Source organism: Pseudorhodobacter aquimaris (genome assembly GCF_001202025.1).
In the GTDB taxonomy this organism is placed as follows: Bacteria; Pseudomonadota; Alphaproteobacteria; order Rhodobacterales; family Rhodobacteraceae; genus Pseudorhodobacter; species Pseudorhodobacter aquimaris.
The window spans coordinates 1-14,207 of record NZ_LGHS01000067.1 but is presented as its reverse complement, the minus strand read 5'-3'; the positions used below and the strand labels follow the sequence as shown (position 1 = coordinate 14,207).

The window sequence follows — 14,207 nt, the reverse complement described above, 5'->3', positions numbered from 1 at the left end:
CCTCAAAGAGGAGTGTTTGCCCATGCCCATTACCCCCCATCAAACCGCCTGGACCATCATCGACCGCCAATCCCTGCGCCCCGAGGCAGACCTTATCCGCGAATTGATTGCCGAGGCAGGACTGGCCCCTGAGGATCGCGCCCGCATCGCCGCCAGCGGCGCCGATCTGGTTCGCGCCATCCGCAGCAGTGCCAAGCCCGGTCTGATGGAGGTTTTCCTTGCCGAATACGGGCTGTCTACCGATGAGGGCATCGCGCTGATGTGTCTGGCCGAGGCGCTTTTGCGCGTGCCTGATGCCGACACGATGGACAAGCTGATCGAGGATAAGATCGCGCCCTCGGATTGGGGTAAGCATCTGGGGCATTCGGCCTCATCCTTGGTCAATGCGTCGACTTGGGCTTTGATGCTGACGGGGCGCGTGTTGGATGATCGCAAGCCCGGCGTGGCAAAAAACCTGCGCGGCGCGGTCAAACGTCTGGGCGAGCCCGTGATCCGCAGCGCGGTGTCGCGCGCAATGAAGGAAATGGGCAAACAGTTCGTTCTTGGTGAGACCATCGAGGCCGCGATGAAGCGCGCGCAGGATCTGGAGGCCAAAGGCTTTACCTACTCCTATGACATGCTGGGAGAGGCCGCCCGCACCGAAGCCGATGCCCGCCGCTATCATCTGGCCTATACGGCGGCGATCACCGCGATTGCCAAGGCCGCGAAATCCGCCGACATCCGCGAAAACCCCGGCATTTCGGTGAAACTTTCCGCGCTGCATCCCCGTTATGAGGTCGCAAAGCGCGACCGCGTGCTGGCCGAACTGGTGCCCCGTGTCCGTGCGCTGGCAGGGCTTGCCAAGGCTGCCGGTCTGGGGTTCAACATCGATGCCGAAGAGGCTGACCGTCTGGCCCTGTCCTTGCAGGTGATCGAGGCGGTTCTGGCCGATGAAAATTTGAAGGGCTGGGACGGATTCGGCGTCGTGGTACAGGCCTACGGGCGGCGTGCGGGCCCCGTGATCGACTGGCTTTACGGCCTTGCCGCACGGCTGGACCGCAAGATCATGGTGCGCTTGGTCAAAGGTGCCTATTGGGATGCCGAGGTGAAACGCGCACAAGTGATGGGGTTGCACAGCTTTCCGGTGTTCACCCGCAAACAGGCAACCGATGTATCCTATATCGCCAATGCCAGAAAACTGCTGGGCATGACCGACCGGATTTATCCGCAATTCGCCACCCATAACGCCCATACGGTTGCTGCCGTTCTAGATATGGCCAGCGATAAACGCGCCTTTGAGTTCCAGCGCCTGCATGGCATGGGCGAACGCCTGCATGATATCGTCCTAGAGGATCAGGGCACCCGTTGCCGTATCTATGCCCCCGTTGGCGCGCACCGCGACTTGCTGGCCTATTTGGTGCGGCGCTTGCTGGAAAACGGGGCCAACAGCAGCTTTGTCAACCAGATCGTCGATGAGGCCGTCCCACCAGAGGAGGTCGCCGCCTGCCCCCTGACCGAGATGGAACAAATCACACCCGTTGAAAGCCCGATCCTTGCCACGGGGCCCGCGCTGTTCGGGGATCGCGCCAACTCCAAGGGATGGGATCTGACCGATACCGCCGATCTGGAGGGTATTGCACAGGCGCGCGCACCGCATGAAACCGCGCTGTTCAACGCAGGCCCCGTTCTGGCCGGTCCCGTTGCAGGCGGCCCCCGCCAAGAGGTGCATAACCCTGCAACCGGCGATCTGGTCGGTTATGTCCTGCCTGCCACGGCACCGGATGTACAAACCGCCCTCAGCGCCGCCACCCCTTGGCAGGCCGCCCCTGCCGAACGCGCAGCCGTCCTGCGCCGTGCCGCCGACCTTTATGAGGCAGAGTTCGGCACCATCTTTGCCCTGCTGGCCCGCGAAGCCGGCAAGATCCAGCTTGATGCCGTGGGCGAATTGCGCGAGGCCGTCGATTTCCTGCGCTATTACGCCGATCAGGGCGAGGCGCTCACCGCCCCCGCGCGCGGGATTTTCACCTGCATCAGCCCGTGGAACTTCCCTTTGGCGATCTTTTCAGGCCAGATCGCAGCGGCCTTGGCGGCAGGCAACGCCGTGCTGGCCAAACCGGCCGAGCAAACCAGCCTAATCGCAGGCTTTGCCATAGGGTTGCTGCACAAAGCCGGTGTGCCGACGACGGCGCTGCAACTGTTGCCCGGCGAAGGGGCGGTGATCGGGACGGCGCTAACCCGCGATCCGCGTGTGGCGGGGGTGTGCTTTACCGGCTCCACCGCGACGGCGCTGCGTATTCGCCGCACTATGGCCGAAAACCTTGACCCGACAGCTCCGCTGATTGCCGAGACCGGCGGGTTGAACGCCATGGTCGTCGACAGCACCGCCCTGCCCGAACAGGCCGTACGCGATATCCTCGCCTCCAGCTTTCAATCCGCGGGGCAGCGGTGTTCGGCCCTGCGCTGTCTCTATCTGCAAGATGATGTGCGCGGCACGGTTCTGGATATGCTGTTCGGGGCGATGGATGATCTGGAGGCGGGCAACCCTTGGGATCTGGCAACGGATATCGGTCCCGTTATCGATGCCAAGGCAAAGGTCGGCATCCGCGCCTATATTGAGGCCGCCCGCGCCGAGGGGCGTGTGCTGAAAGAAGGTCGTATACCCGCAGGTGGCACCTTCATCGCCCCTACGGTGATTGCCGTCACCTCCATCAGCGACATGCCGGACGAGATTTTCGGCCCCGTGCTGCATGTCGCACCCTGGAAATCGGGCGGGTTGAGCGGCGTCCTGACTGAGGTGAACGCGATGGGATACGGCCTGACATTCGGGCTTCACAGCCGTATCGACGACCGGGTAGAGCGGGTCGTAAGCCAGATCAACGTCGGCAACACCTATGTCAACCGAAACCAGATTGGCGCGGTGGTCGGCAGTCAACCCTTTGGCGGCGAGGGCCTTTCTGGCACTGGCCCCAAGGCGGGCGGCCCCGATTACATCGCGCGATTTACCCGACTTGCCGCCCCGGATCTACCGGGCGGCGAGGCAACGACACGCCTTGCCGATGTCAAAACCAACTTGGCCAATCATACGCCATCGCGCGCAGCAATCCATGTGCGCGACCTGCCGGGGCCAACAGGCGAATCCAACCGGCTTTCGGCATTTGCCCGTGCGCCCTTGCTTTGTCTTGGCCCGACCGCGCCGCAATGCCTTTCCCAAGCCGAGGCCGTGCGCGCCCTTGGTGGCACGGCCATTGAGGCAGGCAACCTTGATCCCGAGACCTTGCGCGATTTGCAAGGTTTTGCCGGCGCGCTTTGGTGGGGGGATGCCGAAATTGGCCGCGCCTATGCCTGCGCCCTTGCCGAACGGGATGGCCCGATTTTGCCCCTGATCGGCGGGATGCCCGATGTGGCACATGTGCGGTTGGAGCGTCACGTCTGCGTCGACACAACAGCCTCGGGCGGGAATGCGCAGCTTTTGGCAGAAATGGGTGATGCCTGAGCTTTGTAGGCAAACAGGCCTTGACCCTTGATCGCGGATCGGAAAACGTGACGCCATGTTTCCGATCCGCGATCATAACCCGTCAGGGCGCACGCCCTATGTCACCTATGCGCTTATTCTAACGAATATCGGCGTGTTTTTCAGCTATTGGCTGGCGATGCCTTCGGACACGCAGCTTTCGATATTGTTCATAAACTGGGGGCTTGTTCCACGACTGGTAATGGGCGGAGAAGGGCTGCACGGCATTTTCACCTCGATGTTCCTGCACGCTGGGTTGATGCATCTTGCGGGCAACATGCTGTTTTTGTGGATTTTTGGTGATAATCTTGAGGATGCTCTGGGCCACGGGCGTTTCTTTGGCTTTTATATCCTGTCAGGGCTGGCCGCCGCCGCGCTGCAGATCCTTGCGGATCCCGCTTCTCTCATTCCGATGGTGGGCGCCTCAGGCGCGATTGCCGGCGTGATGGGGGGCTATTTGCTGCTGTTCCCACGCGCCAAAGTGGATATTCTGATCATCTTTGTGATCTTCTTTCGCATCATTCCTATTCCGGCATGGATCATGCTGGGCCTTTGGTTCGCCATGCAAGTGTTCAACGGGGTGTCCATCCCGGGGGAGGAAGGCGGGGTGGCCTATTGGGCGCATGCCGGCGGGTTTATTGCGGGATTGCTTATGATGGTTCCGCTTTGGCAGAAACTGGGGGGCACGGCGTTTTGGCACCGCAATCACGGGCTACCGCCGCATCCTATCGCAAAATATGACACCGTCGTGTCCAGTATTCCACGCACGGGGCGGCGCAAACGGTAAGGGGGCCAATGCCCCCTTGTTCGTTTTATCTAATAGAAATCACGTTATCTAATAGAAATCACGCCACATCTTGCAGGTTTGCCTGCGGCGTCACCCCCAATGCATGGCAAACTTCGCGCGTCAAATGCGGTTTGTTGAGCGTGTAGAAATGAAGATCCTCTACCCCTTCGGCCAGCAAAGTATCGCAAAGCTCGGTGCAAAGCGCCGTCGCCAACAACTCTTCGCGGCCGTCACGGATTGCGGCGGAAAACGCCTCATCCAGCCAAGCCGGAACTTTGGTGCCACAGCGGGCCGCGAATTTCTTGGTGCCAGCCCAAGACTGGATCGGCAGGATGCCCGGAATAATCGGCGCGGTGATCCCTTCACGCACACAGGCATCGCGGAACCGCAGGAAGGTTTCCGCCTCAAAGAAGAACTGGGTCATCGCGCTGCTGGCACCCGCGTCGATCTTGCGCTTGAGGAACTGCACATCGGCCATGGTATCGGCTGAATCGGGGTGCGGTTCGGGATAGGCCCCGACACGGACCTTGAATTTTCCGGTCGCCGCCAACGCCTCCACCAGCTCCACCGAAGAGGCAAAGCCTTCGGGGTGAGGCGTGAACTTTTCCGCACCTTTGGGCGCATCACCACGCAGGGCCACGATTTCCGTCACGCCGGCGTCAAAATAACTGTCAGCGATCTCAAGGGTTTCGGCGCGGGTCGCATCGACACAAGTCAAATGCGCGGCGACATTCAGTCCGTAATTCTTGCCAATCGCCCCCACGGCCTCATGCGTCAGCTTGCGTGTTGTCCCGCCCGCACCATAGGTTACGGATACGAATTTCGGGGCCAGGGGCGCCAAGGTTTGCACAGTATCCCACAGCCGGAAAGACGCATCCAGCGTTTGCGGGGGGAAAAACTCAAACGAGATATTCGGGATCGTGGACATAATATAAGCTCCTGCTCTGACCTCTCTTGTCGCCGATTTCGTGATGTGAGACAATTTCATAATTCTAATCATGTTTATGAGGATGCCCCCATAATGCACATCGAGTTCCGCCACCTGCGTACAATCCGCGCCATACATCAGGCCGGTGGGCTGGCCCGCGCGGCCGAGATGCTGAACATGACCCAATCCGCGCTTTCGCATCAGGTAAAGGGGCTGGAGGAACAAGCCGGGGTAGAGTTGTTCGTGCGCCGGTCAAAGCCGCTCAAGCTTTCGGCGGCCGGTCTGCGGATGCTGCGCTTGGCCGACCGGATTCTGCCCGAGATCGAGGCGCTGGAGGAAGAATTCAGGGGCCTGCGCTCAGGAAAATCCGGACGGTTACACATCGCGATCGAATGTCATGCATGTTTTGAATGGCTGTTTCCGGTGCTGGAGCTGTTTCGCCGCGCATGGCCCGAAGTGGATGTGGATATCCGCGCAGGACTGGCCTTTGAAGCAATGCCCGCCCTGCAACGCGAAGAGGTCGATCTTGTCATTTCCTCTGACCCCGTTCCCCTGCCCAACGTCGTTTTCAACCCGCTGTTTGATTACCAGCCGATGTTTGTGGCCTCGGCCCAAAACCCCTTGGCCGAAAAGCCCATGATCGAGGCCGAGGATTTCCGTGATCAGATGTTGATCACCTATCCCGTCACCCGCGACAAGCTGGATGTTTTCACCGAGTTCCTGACCCCTGCCAAGGTTGAACCCCGCAGCATCCGTCAGGTAGAGCTTACCGCCGTTATTTTGATGCTGGTCGGCTCTAACCGCGGCGTTTCGGTACTGCCCGACTGGGTCTTGCGCGATATTCGCTCCAATGCGGATTACGTCACCCGCCCCTTAGGACCGCAAACCGTCACCAAACGTCTCTATGCCGCCATCCGCGAGGATGACGCCGCCAAGCCCTATATGGCACATTTCCTGAAACTGGGACGGAGTGAGCCCGTCAAAATGCAGCGCAACTGACAGGAGGCGCGGCGAAGGTTGATTGAGTATGTTGGATTATGATGTCGGCGGTGGGGTGCGGAATCTATTTACAATCAACAGATTGTTAGATTAGGGCGTAAAAAGTGCGTAACCGGCATTGAGAGTTTGCGAAAAATGGAACTCAAACGTCAAAGGCCCCCGCCTATTCAGGCAGGGGCATTAATCGCACAATTGGGTATCATCACCCCACGCTCACCAATCACCCTCGACCGATATCGTTCAATATGGTGTGACCCCGGTCTGCCATGCAGCGATCGATGATCCGGCGTGGTCCACCCTGCGCCAATTCAGTATCGGTCGCAGCCGCGCCAGCGCCAGCACCATAAGCGGCACCGGCTGCCGCATAGCCCGAACTGTCACCAATGACAGCACCCGCGACTGCACCCAAAAGGATGCCAGCCATCATATTGCGGCCCATTTCCTCACTCTGCCGCTTCTTATATTCAGCCTCGGCATTGAGGCCGACGTTCTTGCAAGCCGCCAGATCACGCTCAAATTTTGCCGCACTGGATTTAGCCGGATCAACGACCGGGCGGTACTCGGTAAGAGGCTCCTGCGCGCATCCAGCCAGCAAAAGGGTGACAGATAAAATTATGCAACGTTTCAATCGATTCTCCCTCGGTTTCAACGCCACAGATCACAAGACCGTGTGGCAATTTAAAGGAGGAACCATGGCCTCATTGCTGTTACCCAATCGCCGCGCCCGATCACAGCCGTCGGCACGTCCTCGGTCCATGAGTGCCCCATGCGGTAATGCGTTGCGATCATGTCATATCCGATCAGCTTGCGGATGCACTTTATGTGTGCTTGCACCCCGCGCCGGTCTATCGCCCATGCCTCACGGTGGATCATCAAAACAATACCATCCGGGCTTTTGGTCCAGCCCGGATACGATGCTGGGCCCAACACAATCCGCAGCAGCGTTGGTGTCAGGTAGACGGTGGTGCCGTCTGACAGCACCACATTTCCTTTCCGCTCGTCAATGGTGTCGGGGTTTGTCATGTCGGCTGGATAGCACCAGCAACTGCAGACCCATCAAGTGGGATCGGCCGCCCGAACCGGTCAAAAGATGCATGAACATCAATCGCGGGGATGGTTGCGATCAGCGACCCAGCTTGCGGCGTATATTCACCACCGCCCAGCCCCCTCCCGGTGAATGACGCGTCGTCAGCACACAGCAACCCCGACATGCCACCTGCGCTGGTATCACCAAGCCAACCACCGTGTCCCTAATCGCCAGTGCCGCCCATATTAGACCCGCGCGGGCAGGTGTTTTTACGGAAGCTCACGTTGTGAACAGTGGTCCAATTGCCAACACGGTTGCCGCTTGCCGTTGGGCAGACATCTGTTTTCGTGTTGCGGTGTTCGGAAACCTCGTTACGGAAGTATCCGCTCTTGTCGATCCTGACGGTGCCATCATCCTGATGAAGAATATTCAAGCGCGACCCAACAATGGTAAGCCTGAACATCATATTCCAGACCGTCCGACATCACATCGGAACCGGCCCGCAACTCACCAACGCCCGCTGACATTGGGCGCCATGGGTTAATAATCAAAATCCCGGCCCCAGTCCGCTTGTACCCTGCATAAAGCTGCAAATCCTCACGGCCCGAGTCATCAACGACCGCAACAATCCGTACCGCGCGATCCCGCGAAGATAAATTCACGGCCTCTTGCGCCAGCGTAAAGCCAGTTGGCGGCGGGGTCGCGGTTTCGTTCGAGACAAGATCCTCAAGCACAATGCGACTGAGTTGTTTCCCGTAACCACGCGGAAATCGAGCCTCTAGCCCCACCAGGTTAGTCTTGATCATGCCTGTCCATTCGCGGTGACAGCAGTCGTACTCGTCCCACCAATCAGCCCTGAGCCTTAAGCCGTGAGATTGTGGTCGCGGACAGCCCTGCGGCATTGGGGCCGAGGGGCGCGGCAAGCGCCTCGTGAAAGTCGCCGGTCGAAATACCCTTGAGATAGAGCCAAGGCAGCAGCTCTTCGATGGATTTGGCCATACGCAGATCGGGCGGCATGATCGTTGACGTAAAACGGATATTCTCAGCATCATCACCCCGATCGCGGACGCGCGGCACCTTGACTGGTACTGCCCCGTGCCCGGTTGTCACGTCGCGTTCCGGCAGGTGGCCATGGCGCACCAATCGTGCACGGCGATCCACCGTCCGATCGCCAGAATGAGCTTCCAGCAAAACTGACAGTTCGGCGTCAAATGCTTGCTGGATCAAGTCGCGTTCGCCCGCTCGGAGCAGATCGCTCAACAGGTCAGGTAAAAATCCATGTGGATCGCCCAGTCGTGCAATGGTATCCGCTGTCATGTGGCATATCCTTTTCTCTTTGAGAATTGACGGCGTCTTGAACACCGCCACGATATGCCGCCCATCAGGGGCCATCACCAACTTCTAGCTATATCGCAATATGGCCTCTTTACTGCTATTGCCCGACAGTCGCCCGAAGGTGCTCGCAAACGATGGCGCCTGGCATTAGAAACAGCTATAACCATTCGTGCGCAGCACTTCTATGTTTAGGTGCAACGGTACAGACTGCTAGGCCATAAAAAAAGCCATCGCAGGGCAACCAATGTCTTTTGTCAGCGCCAAGACTTCAGAACATGTTTCACCCGTGATTTCCCCCTGAAAAAAGGGGCCTCAAATTTTCTGATCAGGGAGGGGATATCTATGCCCCTATCAGACCGATAGCTGTAACGCCGTCGAAAACGATCACTGGCACGGGACAGTCCGGGATCCGAGCTGTAGATCGTCTTGTAACCCTTTGAGCCCAGAGCCCGCAAAACCTTTGAGTCATAGAACCCGAAGGGCAAGGCCGCATCTACTATTTCAACGCCGCAGGCTTCACCAATTTCAAGACGAGACTGGGACAATTCATAATCAAGCTGTTGGGGCGTCAGGCTAGGCCATTTGACGTGATCAATCCCATGACTGCCAATGCCAAAGCCACTTTCGGACAAGGACCGAATATCACTTTGTGACAGATAGGCAGGATCAGAGACCCTGCCGGAGCAGGGAAAAAAGAAGCCCGGAACTCCATACTGCAACAGTGTGGGGGCACCAATGGCAATATCGCTCTTGTTGCCGTCATCAAAGGTCACAAGCACCCCGAACCCTGTTCGGGCTGTAAATTCAGCAGCCTCTGCAATGATTTTCTGAAACACGTCCGCAGTGGCCCAGTAGTTCTTTTCCTCGTCCCCGATGCTGTCTGCGGGCGTGCCGATGCCATGGAAGGTCAAGATCAGTTCGGGCATATTGAAAATTTCTCGCATAAATCGCTTATTGCGTTACTTAATCCCATTATTATATAAGCAGGATGGTTTGCCCTTCAAGAAAGATAGTTTGTCATGCGCGAGATAATTTCAAATATTTTTAAGGGGATCTGGGTTGAGCAAACCCAGTCTGAGCCCCCCGTTCTGACAAATGATACCGTGCTCCTTGATACAGGTCTTGACAGTCTTGGCTTTGCAATCGTCGTTACGCGGCTTGAGGAAGAACTCGGGTATGACCCTTTCTCGATCTCCGAGGATGCCTATTACCCGCAGACTTTCGGTGAGTTTGTAGAGTTTTATGAGCTGCACAGGCCAAAAGCGTGAGTCCACTCGGAACGCGGATATCTCAAAGCCGTCAAGACGGTGTTCTGGTCAAAAACAAGTCAAAAACACTCTCTGTTGACCAGGTTTGCCGCGTTCAAACGACCATACCTTTTGCTCAGAGAGTGGCCGTGTCTGTCGAAGACGTCGGCGCATTAATACAGCTGTTAGTCGCCTGTGATGGGCATTGCGAAGCACTGCTACTACTGTCCGGCAGCCTTCCCGCAGATGATGTCGAGTCTCTTGCACAAGAGGCCCGGATCGACATGATCGTCTCCGACCGTACCGACCTGCACTCAGCGCGCCCTGTTTCCGAGGTTCTGGAGATGGCACCCGGGCAGCCCGGCAGCAGCATCACTCCCTGTAAAACGGAGTGGATCATGACCACGTCCGGTACAACCGGGCGTCCGAAGATGATTTCACATACACTTGAAAGCCTCTCCAGAACTGTTTCACGCCCCACAGAAGGCGCTCAGCAGAACATCTGGGGGCTGGTATATGATCCAACCCGGTTTGCTGGGATGCAAGTCGTTTTGCAATCGTTGCTTGGGGGCGGGGTGCTTGTCGTATCATCCCCGCAGGATTCAATGGGGCAACGTTTGGCCTTATTCGGAAACGAAGGCATTACCCATCTGTCGGCCACACCGACCCTCTGGCGCCGGTTTCTGATGCAGCCGGAGATATCGAGCCTTGCACTACGCCAGATTACCTTGGGTGGCGAAATCGCGGATCAGACCATTCTGGATGCCCTTCACAGGCAGTTTAGCGATGCACGGATCGTGCATATCTATGCCTCGACAGAACTGGGCGTCGGATTTTCGGTCAAAGACCTTCGGGAAGGGTTTCCTGCGGCGTGGCTTGATCAAGCGCCCGGCAGCATTGCCATGCGGATTACGGAGGGCACCCTGCGGATCAAGGCCGCCACAACATCTGCCGCATCCGGGGCCGAGCAACAGATGGCTCCCGATGATGACGGGTACCTAGATACACAAGATACCGTCGAGAAAATCGGCGGCCGTGTTCTGTTTCGGGGGCGGGACAATGGCACTGTGAATATCGGCGGCGTGAAGATTTACCCGGAAACGGTGGAACAAATCCTGAATGCCCGCCCCGAGGTTATGATATCGCATGTATTCTCAAAGAAAAATCCCTTTTCAGGCAACATTTTGATCGCAGAGGTTGTCATCAGCCCCGGCATCGATAATGAGGCCGACCTGAAAACCGATTTGCTGCGACACTGTCGGGACAAGCTGCCAAAAGAGGCGGTTCCGGCGCTTATCAGGGTGGTGCCTGATATTATTCTCAACCCTGCTGGAAAAGTAAGGAGAAGCTGAAATGAAAACAGTATTCGTTACAGGCGTCTCTCAGGGACTTGGCCTGGCCATCGCAAAACGACTCGCGGCCGATGGATACCGTGTTGTTGGATTGAGCCGCAGGCTGTCTGCTGAATACAAAACATTGATGGATCACCTGCCCGAAGCTGTCTCTTTTGAAGAATTCGACGTCTCCGATATTGCCGGGATGCCGGATCATGTGCGCAAGCTGCTCAAAACCTATGCACCCGTGTATGGCCTGGTCAACAATGCCGGCATCGGCCTTGATGGCGTGCTTGCAACCCAGCACCAAAGTGACATCGACAAGATTTTGAAAACGAACCTCACGGGCCCGATCACGCTTACAAAGTATGTTAGCCGCTCCATGATGGCACGTGGAGAGGGGCGGATCGTCAACATCTCGTCGATCATCGCCTCCACCGGCTTTCATGGCCTTGCGGTCTATGCCGCGTCCAAAGCCGGGCTGGAGGGATTCACCCGTTCATTGTCACGAGAGCTTGGCAAGATGAAGTTGACCGTCAATTGCGTTGCGCCAGGATACATGGAAACAGAGATGACTGATGGCTTGGCCGGGGAAAAGTTGAACTCCGTACGCCGCCGCGCGCCGCTCGGCCTACCTAGGGTCGAGGATGCAGCGGGCGCTGTGGCCTATCTGCTTGGTCCGGATGGAGCCGCCACTACCGGAACTGTGATCACAGTCGACGGTGGCAGCACAGCATGAGCAATATGCGCATTCGGGAAATCACCCATGACGATCTTTCCGATATCAAGAACCTGTTATGCGAAGGGTTCCCCCGCCGCAGCGAAGCATATTGGCACACCGCTCTCCAGCATCTTGATGAGCGGCCCGAGGTAGAAGGCTACCCCCGGTTTGGGTATCTTCTAGAGGTGGAAGGCAAAGCGGAAGGTGTTATTTTGCTTTTGACCTCCTCGCAAAAGGGTAGGATATTCAGCAATCTTTCAAGCTGGTATGTGCGCGAACCCCATCGGAAGTTTGCGGCATTTCTATTTCAGCGCAGCATGCGAACCAAGGGCGGTACATACGTCAATCTGTCTCCATCAGCTGTCGCCCTGCCAATTGCCCAAGCCTTTGGCTTCAAGCCCTACACCCAAGGCATGCTGCTAATGGGACCATTGGCGGCTTTCAAATCGGGGTCTGCGAAGGTTTCCACTGCCTCAGCAGAAGAAATAGTGCAGCTTTGTCACGAAGATCATTCCTTGAAGGATGTGGTTCAGCGTCAGATCGGGTTCGGATGCCGAGCTCTGAAGATTGAAGATGATCATGGGCCAATGCTGACGCTCTATCGTAGTACACGCTTTAAACGGTATCTTCCCGCAGCCCAGTTCCTGTTCGGAGACGTCGACCGCATCGTAGCAGCAGCAGGTCCGCTATACCGCGCGTTGGCACAACAGGGTTTTGCTTGCTTGCTATTGGACCGGCCTGAAAATCTGGATCCCGGTTTTGGCATCTTTGCACTGCCAAACAGAGGTATCCGCTATGCAAAAGGGACCGCTCCAAAGGTCGGGGACCTTCTAGAAACCGAGCTTTCCGTATTCGGCTGAGCTTGCGCGACATCGCCCGAAACTGAAAAGTTCAGCCAGTGAAAAGCTTACGTAAAAATCCGAGCATTTTTACCGTACTCGATCACTTTAGACGCCGACATTCCCTCACAGTCCATCGGTCTGCCTTTACTGACGCGTCATAGAGTGTGTTGATAAGTGTCCCCCGTTGATAGTGGACATCTTGAGTGCAGATATGACGGGTAAGAAGAAGCGGTTCTGGCCTGATGAGGAGAAGGTGTCGATCTGCGGGTAATCCTGCGCGCCGAGGGTATCTGTCGCGCAGGTCGCGCGGCGGTATGCCATGAACCCCAATTTGATCCATAAATGGTTGCGTGATCCCAAGTTTGCGCCGGATCGAGCGATATTTAAAGAGCAGGTTGCTCAGACGCCATGCTTTCTCCCCGTCGAGATTGTGGATCGCCCTCAGACCAAAGACACAGCCCCAACGACCGACGCCCAGCCCACACAAAGCGCGATTGAGATCGATATCGCAGGCCATCAGCTGAGGATTGTCGGCAGCTATGATCCAGAAGCACTGGCCCGGCTCATCCGAGGTCTGTCTGTATGATCCCGGTTCCGGCGAACACGCGGGTCTGGCCAGCTGCCAGTAATCCGCAAACCCGTGTGGGGGGAGGTAATCCCCCCCCCAAATTAAGGGGCTTCATAAGTAGAATTTTCTCGGCAAGATGTCTGAGGAGATTTTGAATGCAGAAAAGCAGATACACTGAGGCGCAGATCCTTTCGATCCTGCGCCAGGGCGAAGGTGGCGTGCCGGTGGCAGAGCTGTGCCGCGAGCACGGTATGAGCAACGCGTCCTTCTATAAATGGCGGGCGAAGTATGGCGGCATGCCCTCTCGGGCTTTTGCTTTGCAAAACCCTGCCGGGTAACAGACGCGTCCATGATCAGCCAGATGAAGGCCATGGAGTGAGGCGCAAACGCCATTGGTCCGAGAGCGCGCCGAACGAGAACCGTCGGCTGAAGCGGATGTATGCGGACCTGAGCATGCAGGCTGATTTGCTGAAGGAAGCTCTTGGAAAAAAGTAGGCGGGCCATCTCAACGCCGAGAGATGGCCGTGAATGCTGTGGCGCGCTGCGCAGTCAGCATTGCGCTGGCTTGCCGCGCCTTTGGTGTCAGCGAGACCTGCTATCGTTACAGCCCGCTGCTGAGCGACGAGAATGAGCATATTGCCGATCTGCTTGTTGGGCTGACCGAAGCCCGGAAGACTTGGGGATCTGGATTATGCTTTCTGCATCTGCGCAACGTGAAGGGGCAGCCTTGGATACTGTTACCTGGCAGTGCATGTTCACATGCATGAGAAGGCACAAAAGAGTTTACCGCATCTACTGTGAACTTGAACTGAACCTGCGCCCTTTCGGGCAATTGCTACGCAATGCCCTGCCGGGTAACAGATCAAACCCCGCAAAAGGATGAAGCGGGACAAGCCCGACGCGCAGGTGGTGCCAGAAGCGCCGAACAT

13 protein-coding genes and 2 pseudogenes are annotated in these 14,207 nt (G+C 57.3%); 9 read left to right on the top strand and 6 right to left on the bottom strand.

Annotated features, from left to right (window positions below; all coding sequences use genetic code 11):
* The first annotated feature begins 22 nt into the window (after window positions 1-22).
* Window positions 23-3,472 carry a bifunctional proline dehydrogenase/L-glutamate gamma-semialdehyde dehydrogenase PutA gene (gene putA, locus AKU94_RS12600; protein ID WP_050527622.1) on the top strand — a complete coding sequence of 1,150 codons (3,450 nt, stop codon included), beginning with the start codon at window positions 23-25 and terminating at the stop codon, window positions 3,470-3,472.
* Between the two features lie 55 nt (window positions 3,473-3,527).
* Window positions 3,528-4,277, top strand: coding sequence for a rhomboid family intramembrane serine protease (locus AKU94_RS12595; protein WP_050527621.1), 750 nt, complete (start codon window positions 3,528-3,530; stop codon window positions 4,275-4,277).
* Between the two features lie 58 nt (window positions 4,278-4,335).
* Here the strand turns inward: AKU94_RS12595 and metF are convergent, their stop codons facing one another.
* The gene (gene metF / locus AKU94_RS12590; protein WP_050527620.1) at window positions 4,336-5,205 is read right to left on the bottom strand and encodes a methylenetetrahydrofolate reductase [NAD(P)H]; all 870 of its coding nucleotides are present in this window, start codon (window positions 5,203-5,205) and stop codon (window positions 4,336-4,338) included.
* 93 nt (window positions 5,206-5,298) lie between these two features.
* Here metF and AKU94_RS12585 point away from each other — a divergent pair, with 93 nt between their 5' ends.
* Window positions 5,299-6,204, top strand: coding sequence for a LysR family transcriptional regulator (locus tag AKU94_RS12585; protein WP_050527619.1), 906 nt, complete (start codon window positions 5,299-5,301; stop codon window positions 6,202-6,204).
* A gap of 220 nt (window positions 6,205-6,424) precedes the next feature.
* Here the strand turns inward: AKU94_RS12585 and AKU94_RS12580 are convergent, their stop codons facing one another.
* The 5 genes and pseudogenes from AKU94_RS12580 to AKU94_RS12555 form a co-directional block, all read right to left on the bottom strand.
* Complete coding sequence (locus AKU94_RS12580; RefSeq protein WP_050527618.1) at window positions 6,425-6,832, bottom strand: glycine zipper family protein; 408 nt, start codon at window positions 6,830-6,832, stop codon at window positions 6,425-6,427.
* A 50-nt stretch (window positions 6,833-6,882) separates the two neighbouring features.
* Window positions 6,883-7,227 (bottom strand): response regulator transcription factor, encoded by a 345-nt coding sequence (locus AKU94_RS12575; RefSeq protein ID WP_050527617.1) that lies wholly within the window; start codon window positions 7,225-7,227, stop codon window positions 6,883-6,885.
* A gap of 414 nt (window positions 7,228-7,641) precedes the next feature.
* The gene (locus AKU94_RS12565) at window positions 7,642-8,037 is read right to left on the bottom strand and encodes a hypothetical protein (RefSeq protein ID WP_157056541.1); all 396 of its coding nucleotides are present in this window, start codon (window positions 8,035-8,037) and stop codon (window positions 7,642-7,644) included.
* Window positions 8,035-8,548, bottom strand: a pseudogene (locus AKU94_RS12560) (transposase); the annotation flags it as partial. The gene AKU94_RS12565 and the pseudogene AKU94_RS12560, both read right to left, overlap by 3 nt.
* A 272-nt stretch (window positions 8,549-8,820) precedes the next feature.
* Window positions 8,821-9,492 carry a polysaccharide deacetylase family protein gene (locus tag AKU94_RS12555; protein ID WP_198144907.1) on the bottom strand — a complete coding sequence of 224 codons (672 nt, stop codon included), beginning with the start codon at window positions 9,490-9,492 and terminating at the stop codon, window positions 8,821-8,823.
* Between the two features lie 93 nt (window positions 9,493-9,585).
* On the opposite strand from AKU94_RS12555, the gene AKU94_RS12550 reads away from it, so the two are divergent.
* From AKU94_RS12550 to AKU94_RS19300, 6 genes and pseudogenes are all read left to right on the top strand, one after another.
* On the top strand, window positions 9,586-9,834 hold the full coding sequence (locus AKU94_RS12550) for an acyl carrier protein (protein WP_050527612.1): 249 nt from the start codon (window positions 9,586-9,588) through the stop codon (window positions 9,832-9,834).
* 128 nt (window positions 9,835-9,962) lie between these two features.
* Window positions 9,963-11,165 (top strand): AMP-binding protein, encoded by a 1,203-nt coding sequence (locus AKU94_RS12545; RefSeq protein WP_198144906.1) that lies wholly within the window; start codon window positions 9,963-9,965, stop codon window positions 11,163-11,165.
* A gap of 1 nt (window position 11,166) precedes the next feature.
* A complete protein-coding gene (locus tag AKU94_RS12540; protein ID WP_050527610.1) occupies window positions 11,167-11,886 on the top strand; it encodes an SDR family NAD(P)-dependent oxidoreductase in 720 nt (239 codons plus the stop codon).
* A complete protein-coding gene (locus tag AKU94_RS12535; protein ID WP_050527609.1) occupies window positions 11,883-12,728 on the top strand; it encodes a hypothetical protein in 846 nt (281 codons plus the stop codon). The genes AKU94_RS12540 and AKU94_RS12535 overlap by 4 nt, the downstream gene beginning before the upstream one ends.
* A 301-nt stretch (window positions 12,729-13,029) precedes the next feature.
* Complete coding sequence (locus AKU94_RS12530) at window positions 13,030-13,296, top strand: hypothetical protein (RefSeq protein WP_232295762.1); 267 nt, start codon at window positions 13,030-13,032, stop codon at window positions 13,294-13,296.
* A gap of 137 nt (window positions 13,297-13,433) precedes the next feature.
* A pseudogene (locus AKU94_RS19300) lies at window positions 13,434-14,207 on the top strand (transposase); the annotation flags it as partial.